Below are 13,667 nucleotides of genomic sequence, written 5' to 3'. Positions count from 1 at the left end.
TCCACACCTAACTCAGCACTAAATCTTATGTGGGCAAAGCTGAAACCGCAGATTTGGCAATGGCGAGGTGTTTTACTTGCTGTTCCCAATATTACAGCCTTGGTAATTGCAATCCGCTTGACTGGATTACTGCAATTGCTGGAATTGGCAGCACTAGATCAATTTTTTCTTCTCCGTCCGCAAGAACCGCCTGATACCCGCATTGTCATTGTTGAAATTAATGAGGCAGATGTCCGCAAACAAGGTCAGTGGCCTATGTCTGATGGAAAACTTGCCAGTGTATTAGAGAAAATCAAAAAGCAACAACCCAGAGCGATTGGTTTAGATATTTATCGTGATTTACCTGTCAATCCCGGTCATCAAGACTTACTTAAGGTGTTTAATTCTACTCCCAATTTGATTGGAGTCCAAAAAGTCTCTGATACTGTTGATAGTTCGGCGGTTGATTCGTCTCCAGAACTTAAAAAACTTCATCAAATTGGGTCAAATGATTTACCCATAGATGGGGATGGCAAAATTCGGCGATCGCTATTATATGTAAATTTAAATGATGGCGATATCCTTGAAAGCTTTGGGTTAAAACTGGCATTGTTGTATTTGAAACCCGAAGGCATTACCGCCAAGCCAGCAGCAATTAACTCGAATTATTTGCAGTTAAATCGTGGTATTTTCCCGATTTTTGAGGCTAATGATGGGGGTTATATCCGAGCAGATGCGGGCAGTTACCAAGTACTTTTGAACTATCGAGGACGGATACAACAGTTTACTAAAGTCTCTCTCACCCAATTGCAAGATAACTCTATCTCACCCGATTTAATGCGAGACAAGGTGGTATTAATTGGTGCTACTGCTGAGAGTTTAAAGGATTTATTTTATACGCCTTACAGCAGCAATGTATTGACTGACCCGGAACGGATGGCGGGTGTAACAATTCATGCTAATTTGATTAGTCAAATTTTAAGTTCGGCTATAGAAGGTCGCCCGTTGATCAAGTGTTTACCTGAGCCACTAGAATGGCTATCAATTTTGATTTGGTCAATTATTGGCGCTAGTTTGTGTTGGCTGCAACGCCATAATAGCAACCAGAATCTCATGGCTGTTAGTGTTTTTATCGCAGGTGGCGGTTTAATTGGTGGTAGTTTTCTGGCATTTTTGGCTGGTTGGTGGATTCCTGTTGTTCCTTCATTACTGGCATTTGCTGGTTCTGCGATCGCACTTACTCAGTATATTGCCCAAAGTGCTACCGAAATGCGAAAAACTCTCGGTCGCTATCTAACTGATGAAATAGTTGCCAATATTCTAGAAACTCCTTCTGGGTTAAAGCTGGGAGGAGAACGCAGAAAAGTTACAGTTCTCGTATCTGATTTAAGAGGATTTTCGGCTTTTTCTGAACAATTGCCACCGGAAGAAGTAGTTAAGATTTTGAATCTTTATTTGGGAATAATGACTAATGTGATTAACCAGTATAAAGGCACGATTAATGAGTTTATGGGTGATGGAATTTTTGTGGTATTTGGTGCGCCAATTAGTCGCAAAGATGATTCTCAAAGAGCGATTGCCTGTGCTATTGCCATGCAATTGGCAATGGAACAAGTAAACGAACAAAATCAGCAAATGAATTTCCCGATTCTCGAAATGGGAATTGGGATGAATACAGGCGAGGTTGTGGCGGGAAATGTTGGTTCTCAAAAACGCGCTCAATATACAGTTGTTGGCAGTCATGTTAATTTAGCTGCCCGAATTGAATCTTACACCGTGGGAGGACAAATTTTAATTTCCGAAAATACTTGTAAAGATGCCAATATTGACCTTCAAATTGCTGGACAACTACAAATAGAACCCAAGGGAATGAAGCATCCTGTGACAATTTGTGAAATTCGTGGTATTGGCGGTAAATATAATTTATTCTTGCCTGAAGATGATGATAAAATGGTGACTCTCCATCAAGAAGTACCTGTAAAATACACCATTTTGCAGGGAAAACATTCAGCTGGAGCAGTATTTCTGGGAGCATTGGTTAGCCTATCGGAAAAAGGGGCGCAGATGCGATCGTTAGATTCTTTAGAACTATTGAGCAATCTCAAACTCAAGCTATTGATTGAAACAGAACTGGCTACAGAAGAAGAACATATCTATGCCAAGGTAATGCAACAGTCTAATGTTGACGAGCATCATTTTCTGCTTCGGTTTACAGCCGTTCCCCCAAAAGCGATCGCAATTTTCAATGCACTCCGTCAGACTGGGTGAGATGAATGTATGTAAATAAGTTCAACCGAAAAAGTAGATAATTCAGCTTTTTTTCAAACAGTAACAATTGTTGCCGATCTAACCAGGCGATCGCGGTAAGATTTTGGACTTAAGTCAGATCCAACTCCAATAAATACTTAATAATTTGTAATTCAGGGTACAGAGTAAATAATTTTACTTTTGGGTATACAAAATATAATTTCTTGTCAAACTGAGATTCAATTACATCCAACAGACCAATGACGAACGTAAACAACTTTCAAAAACTAGTAGAACTTGCAAATGAATATGGGATTATTTGCCAACCAACACCAGAAGAATGCTTGATTGCATCCTTACCTGGAGAGGATGATTTTTTATTAGCTTTTACTTGGTCTGGCGCAGTTGAAGGAGAGCCGCCAGAGCATGAATTAATCGCAATTAGTGTACAGGATATAGTCAAAGAAGTTACTGTTGCAGCTTGGCAGATTCCTTTTTATTTATTTGGAAACGTTTTAAGACAAGCTCAAATGCTTGTTGCTGCCCACAAAGATTTTGTTAGCTAAGAGACAAGCCATATCTCAAAACTGCTATCCCTGTCAACTGTCTGTGGCAGGGATTTTTATTTCAACTACTGCTTTAAAGATTTATAAAATATAATCTGTTGAAAGTAAAAAAAGAAACAATTAATCTGTTCTTTTATTAATTTTTTTAACTATTTTAATTTTCTTAACTTTCTTAACGGTCTTAACTGTCTCTTAATGTAATTATTTAACTTTTTTCTCTTCTCTTATATATTAGTATAAAATATTGCTTAAATTTATTTATAAACAGAAATAGCAACAATATAGAGTAACTACTTTCAATGCTATTTATGTAAAATATATACGCTAGAAGAATCTGTGCAGATCAGGAAAATAAATCAAGAATAATTACATAGCTAAAGAGTAAAATTTACGACTTAGTATTCCAGCTAGTATTATTTGTTTTTTTAAAGCTTAAGTAATTTTTTCTCATATTTATCTGCTTGCAAGTTAAATGAAATCATGGTTATATCAAGTTAACGACCAAACTCTAAATTGCAGTTAGCTTGATAGCTATTTAATAGATAGTGAAGTTTAATGTGACTCTTGTCAGATCAAGTTCGGTAACTACTAGTTATTAAAATAACTGCACATTTATACATCTTTGTATCTATGCGTCAGTTCTAATAAAAAGTTTTCAATCGGACATGATATCAATCGGCATAGTGGGTCAAGAAGAAAATTCAAAGCCTTATATATCAAATAGTATTCCTGTCTAAAGGCAAAAAGAAACATATTTGGTTGTCAAGTCCAATCCATAGAAATTTAAGCAAGAAAGGAAAAAACAAATGGTCACTTATCCCATAGTATTAATTCCAGGATTAGCAGGATCGAGGCTAAAAACATTAGTAAAAGGTGTGGCGACACCAAAAGGGGTGACAAGCGGTAAACTTTGGCTCGGTCTAGATATGGCACCACCGGCGGATGATGAAGAGGATGAAGTAGATTTGGAAGTAAATGAAGAAACAGATGTGCAATCTCTGCCATCAAATATAGTCGGATTGAATGTATCAGCATCTGATATCGAGTCAGATGAATCTACCGAGCATCCTCGTGTAACGAATTGGAAAAGGCATCTGAAATTGAAGGATGATGACGGCATAACTCCAGAAGTAGAAGAAAACAGCATATTAAATGAATTTAATCGACCGCTAGATGGATTAGATGGAATTAGCAATTTATTTGTTAATCGCAATAACGTAGAATTAGTAGCGGCATCAAAGCCAGATATCAAAAAAGTCAACTATTTTTTGGAATTAGTAAATGCGTTGTTAGACACTAAAGAGTACTCAGCACCCAAAAATTTGCTAGCTGCTCCTTATGATTGGCGAACATCTCCAAAAGGTTTGGAACAACGATACAAATATTTCTCTAATCTCAAGAGTGGCATAGAGACATTATACACAGGTAACGGTAATACTCGTGTGGTAATAATAGCCCAGAGTCTAGGAAATAGGGTGACGCAATATTTTTTAGAGTGGATCAAAAAAGATAATGCATTGCTAGGACAAGCGTGGATAGATAAACATATAGAACGATACATAGCAGTTAGCGCACCGTGGCTAGGCGCGCCACTAGCAATTCGTCTGGTGTCAACAGATGATGGATTTGCTTTAGGAGGAGCAAAATTATCAGGCATTAAAAAAGCCTTACAATCTTTTTCTAGTATTCCTTGGCTATTACCGATAACAGAGGCGAACTACACATATTTCAACACACAAGGACAATTTGGGTTTATTAGAAAAGAAGGTGTTAATCCAGGACAATCAGTAGATCCCAACAACTACACATCAATAACAATCGAAGATACGTTAAAACTTGGAGGAGCCGTAAATACGACCCTGAAATATATAACCAATCATTATCAAAACGATCATAATTTCAGTAAAGGAGAATTCGGAAGTAAAGCGGTAAAAAGCCCACCTGTCAAGAACGTAGATGTTATTTATTCAACAGGTTTTAACACACCAGTAGGAGCATACTACTATCAAGAGAATGGAGAACTGAAAGTAGCAAATTACTTGGGTAACGAGACAGAAAAATTATTACCTGTGGACGATGGAGACTTCATTGTAGTAAACGGAGTAAGAATGGAAAAAGCGGATAAAACAAAACAGCTGATATCAGATGATGGAATAACTAATTCAGGAGATGGAGTAGTCCCTTATGGCAGCTTGGCATTCTTTAAGAGATGGGAGGCAAACCCAGCTGTACCAAACCAAACAATAACTGCATATCCATTCGTTAAGACTGAACCAAGTGCTGATCCTGAAGATAAATTAGTTAAATTAGGGATTGATTTCAGTCACAACTCAATTATACGACACCCAGATGTGATCAAATTAATCTTCAGTATCTTGGAGTTGGCGGTACTAGAAACATTCCCAGTACCTGTTAAGTCATAAATTTTCAGAAGCTCGAATGAAGGATTACAGTCAGGATTTTAGTCGTAGATTCGAGGACTAAAATTCCTACTACTAACTGAGCATCATATACAGCAGATTGCCACTTGCTGAGGCACAGAATAATCGTAAGGGCACAAACAACATGTTGTTTGTGCCCCTACCTGTTGCTTTATTTATCTGAAATACGCTATAATTCGGCTCATAAGTTGTCACAAGGTCTAAAACCACTGTAACTCAAAAAATTAAAGCTATAGTAACTACAACTCTTTCTATGTTAACTACAGAAGAAGCTGTAGTTAATAACGTTTTTACTTTAATAAGTAACGCTTAAGCTGTTGTTACTACTGATTAAACAGGAGTTATGAGTAATGAAAGTGTTATAAATAACACTTAAATTGTTTTTACAACAGAAGAAGCTGTAGTTAATAAAGTTCCTAGTTTGATAAGTAAAACTTAAGTTGTTGTAACTACGGCTGAAGTTATACTTATAAAGGCTTTCGTCGTGTGAGTTGGAATGAAGTTTTAAGGGTAATTAGCGATCGCATCTATACTATACCAGGTTTAAAAGCTCGCGCAGTTGAAAAAAATCTGAATCAACTCTCATTTTTCAGCTTTAACATTTCCATCAAGACTACCGCAGATATGAGCATCTCTGCGGTAGTTTTAAGTTAATGCCTATTAAAGTAGAGCAAAGCCTAGCTTAATTTGCTACTTTTTGTTATCCCCAATTCTAGAATATTGAGAGTTTTTATACTCAACTAACCCATTTCTTGCACCACAGTCAACATGAAATTAATCCGTTGCTCAAAGTCTAGATTTTTGATTAATGCGATAAACTCGTCTGTTTCACCAGGTAGTTGATAGTCGGACGGTACTGGAATGATGGTTCCATTTTCCATTCCTTGTGCAAGCATAAACCAAACGTCTAATCTGGCATTGGCAGTTAGAGCATTATAGGATTGGCTGATATTGTTAGCTGCACCATTAATAATGTCACGTTGTGCTTGCAGTTGCTCTTCATGAGACAAGTCTAGAAATTGGTCAAACACTGCTTGAGCAGGAACTTCGATCCTTGGAGGAGGTGCAGGCTTTAGCTGATCTTTAAGATCCAAGTAACCAAACCAAAGTAAGGCTAACTGAGTATCTACATCAAAGCGTTTAAAAGTTTCTAAAGCTGGTTTTATTTTTTCAGTATTTTCATCAATTGTGTAAGTCATAAAAAACTCCAACAAAGTTAAGGTTATTTTGATTTCCTCAGTTATTTACTAAGAAAATTTGCTTTCAGTAGCTTCATATAAGTTAACGAACAAATAAAGATGCATAACCCTACTTAGGGTATAAATAGGAGTCATTACATAAGACAGATATAGATAACTGAAATTGCTAGTTACAAAAATGTCCACTTCGATGTATGGGAAGCAACGATAAATGTTAAAACTTTAAGTAACAACCGTGACTAGAAGCGATGCCTCCGGCGGGCTGCGCCAACGCACGGTTGGAAAAACAAACCTAATATTCTGTTGCCAAACATCTCAACCAACACCATCCGTAACTGCTACCCTAAAATTAATGTCACCCCAAAACTTGCCCTCATGTCCGCCGCCCAAGATTTTGAACTCCCAAAAGATGTAATATTTCCTCCAGGAGACTTATATAGTGACGAACCGCCCTTGGAAAGTGAATTACATCTACGCCAAATAATTTTGCTACTACAATCTTTGGAATTGTGGTGGAAAAATCGCAATGATTTTTATGCTGCGGGTAATCTGACCATTTATTACAGTCCCCACCAGCGTAAATCAGAAGACTTTCGGGGGCCAGATTTTTTTGTCGTCCGGGGATGCGAACGTAAAGTCCGTAAAAGTTGGGTAGTATGGCAAGAAGACGGCAAATATCCCAATATCATTGTAGAGCTTCTGTCTGAGTCCACAGCAGCCATTGACAAGGGTCTAAAAAAACAAATTTTTCAAGATATTTTTCGCACTCCCGAATATTTCTGGTTTGACCCAAATAATTTAGAATTTGCTGGGTTTATCTTAGTTGGGGGTACTTATCAACCCATAGAATCTAACTCTCAAGGTTGGTTGTGGAGTCAGCAGCTAAGTTTATACTTGGGCGTTCATGAAAATAAATTGCGTTACTTTACCCCTGAAGGAGAGCTAATTCCCACACCTGAAGAATTTGCTCAACAACAGGTGCAACGTGCCGATCAACTAGCAGCAAAACTGCGAGAATTAAATATTGATCCTGACAATTTTTAAAGTCAGGGTAGTTCCGATAATTTTTAATTCAAAAAACATCAAGTAGTATATTCGGCGTTAATCCTCACATAGTCGTAACTCAAATCACAACCCCAAGCTTTACCCACACCATAACCATTACCAACGTTAACGGAAATTAACACCGTATCTTCTTGGAGATAAGCACTTGTCGCTGCTTTTTTCAAATAAGTACTCGCTGCTGCACGATCAAAAGTTAAGGGTTGCCCATTTTCTAACATTAAGAAATTTCCCAGCTTGATTTGCAGGTTTTCTTGCTCAAAGGGTATACCTGCACGTCCGGCGGCGGCAGCGATGCGTCCCCAGTTGGGATCTCGTCCAAAGATTGCAGATTTAACTAAGGATGAGCCAGCAATGGTTTTAGCTATTTGTCGGGCTGAAATTTCATCATGGGCCCCTGTTACTTCCACTTCTATTAGACAAGTTGCGCCTTCACCATCACGAGCGATCGCTTTGGCTAAATGCTGACAAACTGCTGTTAACATCGCCTCTAATTTCTCTGCTTCTGCGCCCCATTCGATAATTGCTGGGGTGCGAGATTGACCGTTTGCCAAGGCGATTAAGCTGTCATTGGTGCTAGTATCACCATCCACAGTAATGGAATTAAAGCTTCTATCAGCCGCCCTTGCTAACATTTGTTGCCAAAGGGCTGGCGAAACCACAGCATCACAAGTAACAAATGCTAACATGGTTGCCATATTGGGATGGATCATGCCCGAACCTTTGGCAATGCCACCAATTCTGACAGGGCGCTCATTTATGGTTGTCTCTAGGGCAATGGATTTTGTGACTAAATCTGTAGTGATAATTGCTCCGGCGGCGGCATCTGAACCTGTTGCTGATAATGCTGCTACTACCTTGGGAATCCCACTTCGCAAAGCATCCATCTTAATTCTTTGACCGATTACGCCAGTAGAAGCTAATAAGACAGATTCAGACGAGATGTTCAGGGCTTGGGCTATTGCTAGAGCAGACTCTAGAGTATCAAGGTTGCCTTGAGATCCTGTAGCGGCGTTTGCTTGTCCAGCATTGCAGAGGATGGCACGAGCGCTTTGTTTGGCTTGCAAGCGTTGGCGACAATATTCTACACAGGCAGCTTTGACTTGACTAGTGGTAAATACACCAGCTGCGATCGCTTCCACCTCTGAGAATATCAAAGCTAAATCCGGCAACCCCGAAGGTTTCAACCCTGCGGTAATTCCTGCCGCCTGATACCCCCTTGGTGCTGTGATGCCACCTGTGATTCTTTGCCAATCTGCCATTTTCTTCTCTCTAAACTATCAGGTTGGATAAATCAATTTGTGCTTTAAAAAAGTGCGAAGTATTGAGACGCGAAAAATCTGTGTCTGTACAAAAGGTGGGAGTTTCCCCCAATTCCCAATCCCCAATTCCCAATTTTCAATTCCCATTGTGAGTTTATTTGCTGATGGCAATAATAATGCACCAGTTGGCGATTAGCATAATTGTTTTTACCTTTCTTATGACGAAAGACAAATGAAAAAAGAGAGCAACTTAGGTCGCTCTCCAGATCGTTACGGTACATCTTTTACTTACAGTATCTATTTTATAATCTAAGGGTTAATACTTATTTATTAAGATTTTTTCTAAAAATTTGACGAGCTTTTACCGTAAATACCGCAACACAAGATAAAAAAGAGAGCTACTTAGGCAGCTCTCCAGATCATCAGGGTGCATCTACTTACCACAGCATACCATTTTGGGTATGCGGGTTGTCACCAGGTTTTATATAAAGATTTGGTAAAGAAATACGGGAAAATACTTACTTGGGAATGGGGAATTGGAAATGGGAAATGGGGAATTGGGGAAAGACTTACTGTAAGTATCTCTGCCCTTCACCCAATAATCTTTAAAACCCTTACTGAACAGTAATTACGAATTACGAATTACGAATTACGAATTACAAATTACGAGGCGTTCAGTTTTTTCTCCACCAATTCGTTAGTCAGCTTAGGATCGGCACGTTTGGCTGTCTTTTTCAAAACTTGTCCGACAAAGAAGCCTTTGAGGTTGGTGTTACCGTTGCGATACTTTTCTAGTTCTTTGGGATTGGCAGCTATGACTTCATCAACAATGGGTTCTAGTACACTAGGATCGGTGATTAACTCAAGACCTGCAAAGGCTTTTTCAGGAGAAATCCCATTGAGCAAATCTGGCAACTTTTCTTTAGCTTGAGCATTGCTAATTTTGCCGGTTTCAATGCGGTTAATGATCTCAGCTAAATTGGTGGGAGTCAGCCCAATTTGAGTAATATTGAGTTTTTGCTTATTAAGGTAGGCGGCGATATCTTGAGTAATCCAGTTTGCAGCAGCTTTGGGATTTGCTCCAGATGCGATCGCAGTTTCAAAGTATTCTGTTACTGGACGATCTTCTGTCAATACTCGCGCATCATAAACTGAAAGCCCCAACTCATTTTCATAATGATGGCGTTTTTGGGCTGGTAATTCTGGTAATTCGCTACGCCATTGCTCTAATTGAGCATCTGTCACCTCAATTGGTGCTAAATCTGGTTCGGGGAAGTAGCGGTAATCGCTAGAACCTTCTTTTACCCGCATACTACTTGTGCGTTGAGCGCCTTCTTCCCATAGCCGAGTTTCTTGGATAATGCGCTCACCTGCTTCGATTGCGGCAATTTGACGCTCAATTTCGTAATCAATCGCCCGTTGGATGGCGCTGAAGGAGTTCATGTTTTTAATTTCTACCTTAGTGCCAAATTCCTTTCGTCCCACAGGACGCACAGAAATATTAACATCGCAACGCAGAGATCCTTCTTGCATATTCCCATCACTCACGCCGAGATACCGGACAATCCGGCGTAACTCTTCGGCATATTCAGCAGCTTCTAATCCAGAACGCAAATCAGGTTCCGAGACAATTTCTACTAAGGGTATACCTGCGCGATTGTAGTCTACCAGAGAATAAGAAGAACCAGAAAGGCGATCGCTACCAGCATGTACCAATTTCCCAGCATCTTCTTCCATGTGCAGACGTGTGATACCAATACGTTTGCGAGTTGGATTGCCTTCAGCATCTACCAATTCTATTTCTAACCAACCATGTTCTGCGATCGGTAGATCGTATTGAGAAATTTGGTAATTTTTGGGTAAGTCAGGATAAAAATACTGTTTCCGGTCAAACTTACTATATCTAGCAATTTGACAATTCAGTGCCAAACCAGTTTTGACAGCGTATTCTAATACTTTTTCATTGAGTACAGGTAAGACCCCAGGTAAGCCCATGCAAATCGGGTCAATGTTAGTATTTGGGTCAGCACCAAATGCAGTAGAGCTATTAGAGAAAATCTTGGTCTTGGTACTCAGCTGACAATGGGTTTCTAGACCAATAATCGCTTCATACTCAGTTTTTACAGTTGTAGCAGTCGTCATAATATCACTAATTTCGGCATAATCCTTGTAGTGGTACTATTGTAGCGGCGTATTGACTTGTGCTGAAGACGGTTATTTGGGCGAGTAATGCTTACCGTCATAGGCTTGAAAAGCAAATTACAAAACTAATATGTCTGTTACGAGTGATTAAACGTCGCTTTATGTATGCGAGACAATCCAGACCTGATATCGCCTCCGATTGTCCTGAAAGATTGAATTGGGAATTTATCAAATATATCTGGTCATACCCAATTGTTCGCTGTCCTGAATTTTAGAAAAACTTAGTCAACTAACATCAAACCAGCAAGTTATTATTCTCAACCAGCCCAGGGAAACCAAAAATTTCTTACATAAAATTTCCCAGTAATAAATCAAAACCTCAGCCATAAATTAGCACTCAATGATTCTTAGTGCTAATTCTTGAATAAGATTTAATACCTATAATATATAGCAAGGGACTGGGGATTAGGGACTGGGGACTGGGTGAAAAGTCTTTTTGCTTTTTGTGTCTAAGTTTCATTATCTGTTGATGTCCTAACCACCTTAGCTGTTGCTATACTATATATTAAAACTATACTTTTTATAGATACTAACTTATTTATAAAATATTATGCTATATAAAAATTAAAGCTTTCCTGGAAGTAATTAAAAATTGGCAGTACTAAGTATGAAATACACTTTTGATATTGTTGGAGTCTCTCCACTTTTACAGTTTTTTAATCATCAGCAGCAAAATGGGCACAAACCACCGCACCAAGGCGTAGAATACTTGGGAATGCATACATGTACGCTAGATACGTTTCTAGAATCGGTTGAACCCGTTCCAGCCAAGTGGGGTTGGAATTTAGATCAAGTAGTAGATACCGTGATTCAGTTTTGGTTGAACAACTCAGACAGTATTAGCTATTGGAAAGTATCTTTAAGTAATGCTGGTAAAGATAATTTACTAGTCGCAAGATTGGCGGATATAACCGCCTTACAAGCTGAATTTGAATCCTTGCTAGATAAGGAGTGGTAAAAAGATAGCTACATAGGAGTATGAATTGCTCCATTTATAGCCTAAATCATTACTTTTGTCAGTTATTCTCATTTTCAAGTATTTTGAGAATTTTGAGATATAAATTTTCTACTCTTTTAGTCTGAACTTCACCAAATGATGCATAGTGACTTAAGCTAGGAGCGCCATTTACTTCAATGATTGTATAATCTCCGATTGGTAACGTTATATCACTAGTCAGAATGTCCACGCCTGCTAATCTCAGTTCCATATCTTTTGTAATACTTACTGCTAATTTTTTAAAATCAGGATGGATAGTTTCTGTAAAGTCTACCGCCTCGCCTCCAGTCGATAAATTTGCATTATCTAAAAGATAGACAATATTATTCTTAGGTATAACACTACTAAAATTTAACTTCCGTCTTTGCAAGTTCTTTTTAATTCTATAATCTTCAAAATCTATAATTTCTTTTCTACCATTTTTGATAAAACTTTCTTGCTTCTGTTGCATAAGTTCTAAAACATTAGATTTACCATCTCCCGTTATCAATAGAGGAATTCTTTGATATGCCGAAACTACTTCATCATCAAGTACTACAATTCGATAGTCATTGCCACTATAAAATCGCTCAACAATAAAACCTGAAACTTTTTGCAATATTTTCTTAGCTACTTGATAATATTCTTGCCTATTATGGATTTTTGTTACAAAAATACCTTGACTGAGATTAATCGGCTTGACAATTACGGGAAATCCTAACTCTTTAGCATAAGCGAATCCTGCATCTATATTTCTGATATTAACTATTTCTTCGCATAATTCTTCACTAAAAAAGGTTTTTCCTTCAGTAACTTTGTAGCCAAAATGATTCAAAAAAAAGCTGGAAACACTTTTGTCTTTAGCTATTGCTGTGGAACCAGAAGAGTTAATACTAAATCTGGTAGTCCGAAAAAAAGTTTTATTTCCATTTCTAAAGGTAATCAGTCCCATAAAGGGGCATTCTGGGTCTACTAAAACTACTGCTCCTATTTCTTCTGCTACTTTTTGAATTATTGATGTTAAAAATGGTGTTTCCATTATCATAACTATAATTTAACCGGGAAATTTTAACTTTTCTAGGGTAATTAGTCAAGATTTTATAAATTAAACAATTACACTATGTATTGTTCCTATAACTATGGGAAAAGCTTAATAAAAATTTATTTATTATCTATAAAAATTAGGAATTACGCATTGACATAAAATACTAAATATGAATGTTTTGAAAAACTATATCTGTCGTAAAGGCATAGCAGTACTATGTCCCTAAATTGCAGGTATATTTACCATCAATAATTCATAAAACCTGAAACAACCTATTTTCGTAAGTTCATAGCATGATTAATTTGTACAGCGCGTAAGTTCTAAAAATTATGAAATTTTAATTGTTATCAAGTATTTATAAAAAACATAAATGTCTACAATAAAACTTTACCGTAGGCGTGTAGCCCGCCAGAGATATCGCATTGCTCGAAAACAAGAGTGTATTGCCGCCCATTAATTGTATACACGGTAATGTTTGTTTACAGATCGAGTTTTAATAGTTCTTTTTAAGACACTGGATTTAGTTTTACTACTGATACTGATTTTACTGATGTGTATGCATAAAAATCATGTAAACCCAATATTTGCCAAACTTTCTGCTTGAGGATTGTTGTTTGCTGAAAACCATTGCAAATTAAGGCTTTGAGATTCATCGCTATCTACAAATTGCAACTTAGTTGGTCTAAAA

At 37.8% G+C, this 13,667-nt stretch carries 10 protein-coding genes; 6 read left to right on the top strand and 4 right to left on the bottom strand.

Annotated features, from left to right (window positions below):
- Positions 1 to 27: 27 nt before the first annotated feature.
- From RMZ41_RS07595 to RMZ41_RS07580, 4 genes are all read left to right on the top strand, one after another.
- Entirely contained in the window at positions 28 to 2,247 is a 2,220-nt protein-coding gene (locus tag RMZ41_RS07595; protein WP_322645496.1) for an adenylate/guanylate cyclase domain-containing protein, read from the top strand.
- 239 nt (positions 2,248 to 2,486) lie between these two features.
- A complete protein-coding gene (locus tag RMZ41_RS07590) occupies positions 2,487 to 2,792 on the top strand; it encodes a hypothetical protein (protein ID WP_322645391.1) in 306 nt (101 codons plus the stop codon).
- A gap of 806 nt (positions 2,793 to 3,598) precedes the next feature.
- Entirely contained in the window at positions 3,599 to 5,215 is a 1,617-nt protein-coding gene (locus RMZ41_RS07585; protein WP_322645392.1) for a lipase/acyltransferase domain-containing protein, read from the top strand.
- Positions 5,216 to 5,719: 504 nt separating this feature from the next.
- Entirely contained in the window at positions 5,720 to 5,887 is a 168-nt protein-coding gene (locus RMZ41_RS07580) for a hypothetical protein (RefSeq protein WP_322645393.1), read from the top strand.
- 86 nt (positions 5,888 to 5,973) lie between these two features.
- Here RMZ41_RS07580 and RMZ41_RS07575 read toward each other — a convergent pair whose 3' ends face one another.
- On the bottom strand, positions 5,974 to 6,432 hold the full coding sequence (locus tag RMZ41_RS07575; protein ID WP_322645394.1) for an orange carotenoid protein N-terminal domain-containing protein: 459 nt from the start codon (positions 6,430 to 6,432) through the stop codon (positions 5,974 to 5,976).
- 375 nt (positions 6,433 to 6,807) lie between these two features.
- On the opposite strand from RMZ41_RS07575, the gene RMZ41_RS07570 reads away from it, so the two are divergent.
- Positions 6,808 to 7,476, top strand: coding sequence for a Uma2 family endonuclease (locus tag RMZ41_RS07570; protein ID WP_322645497.1), 669 nt, complete (start codon positions 6,808 to 6,810; stop codon positions 7,474 to 7,476).
- Positions 7,477 to 7,514: 38 nt separating this feature from the next.
- Here the strand turns inward: RMZ41_RS07570 and argJ are convergent, their stop codons facing one another.
- Both argJ and gatB read right to left on the bottom strand, forming a co-directional pair.
- Positions 7,515 to 8,756, bottom strand: coding sequence for a bifunctional ornithine acetyltransferase/N-acetylglutamate synthase (gene argJ / locus RMZ41_RS07565; RefSeq protein ID WP_322645395.1), 1,242 nt, complete (start codon positions 8,754 to 8,756; stop codon positions 7,515 to 7,517).
- A 663-nt stretch (positions 8,757 to 9,419) separates the two neighbouring features.
- Complete coding sequence (gene gatB / locus RMZ41_RS07560; protein ID WP_322645396.1) at positions 9,420 to 10,898, bottom strand: Asp-tRNA(Asn)/Glu-tRNA(Gln) amidotransferase subunit GatB; 1,479 nt, start codon at positions 10,896 to 10,898, stop codon at positions 9,420 to 9,422.
- 667 nt (positions 10,899 to 11,565) lie between these two features.
- On the opposite strand from gatB, the gene RMZ41_RS07555 reads away from it, so the two are divergent.
- Complete coding sequence (locus RMZ41_RS07555) at positions 11,566 to 11,916, top strand: hypothetical protein (protein WP_322645397.1); 351 nt, start codon at positions 11,566 to 11,568, stop codon at positions 11,914 to 11,916.
- A 58-nt stretch (positions 11,917 to 11,974) separates the two neighbouring features.
- On the opposite strand, the gene RMZ41_RS07550 is transcribed toward RMZ41_RS07555, so the two are convergent.
- Entirely contained in the window at positions 11,975 to 12,973 is a 999-nt protein-coding gene (locus tag RMZ41_RS07550; RefSeq protein WP_322645398.1) for a cyanophycin synthetase, read from the bottom strand.
- Between the last annotated feature and the right edge of the window lie 694 nt (positions 12,974 to 13,667).

Source organism: Nostoc sp. DedVER02 (assembly GCF_034530675.2).
GTDB lineage: Bacteria > Cyanobacteriota > Cyanobacteriia > Cyanobacteriales > Nostocaceae > Nostoc.
This window is presented reverse-complemented; position numbering and strand designations above follow the sequence as displayed.

What these genes read in the sequence shown, in the direction of transcription:
- RMZ41_RS07595 (WP_322645496.1), top strand. Translation starts at nt 28, where the DNA reads ATGTGGGCAAAGCTGAAACCGCAGATTTGGCAATGGCGAGGTGTTTTA.
- RMZ41_RS07590 (WP_322645391.1), top strand. Translation starts at nt 2,487, where the DNA reads ATGACGAACGTAAACAACTTTCAAAAACTAGTAGAACTTGCAAATGAA.
- RMZ41_RS07585 (WP_322645392.1), top strand. Translation starts at nt 3,599, where the DNA reads ATGGTCACTTATCCCATAGTATTAATTCCAGGATTAGCAGGATCGAGG.
- RMZ41_RS07575 (WP_322645394.1), bottom strand. Translation starts at nt 6,432, where the DNA reads ATGACTTACACAATTGATGAAAATACTGAAAAAATAAAACCAGCTTTA.
- RMZ41_RS07570 (WP_322645497.1), top strand. Translation starts at nt 6,808, where the DNA reads ATGTCCGCCGCCCAAGATTTTGAACTCCCAAAAGATGTAATATTTCCT.
- argJ (WP_322645395.1), bottom strand. Translation starts at nt 8,756, where the DNA reads ATGGCAGATTGGCAAAGAATCACAGGTGGCATCACAGCACCAAGGGGG.
- gatB (WP_322645396.1), bottom strand. Translation starts at nt 10,898, where the DNA reads ATGACGACTGCTACAACTGTAAAAACTGAGTATGAAGCGATTATTGGT.
- RMZ41_RS07555 (WP_322645397.1), top strand. Translation starts at nt 11,566, where the DNA reads ATGAAATACACTTTTGATATTGTTGGAGTCTCTCCACTTTTACAGTTT.
- RMZ41_RS07550 (WP_322645398.1), bottom strand. Translation starts at nt 12,973, where the DNA reads ATGGAAACACCATTTTTAACATCAATAATTCAAAAAGTAGCAGAAGAA.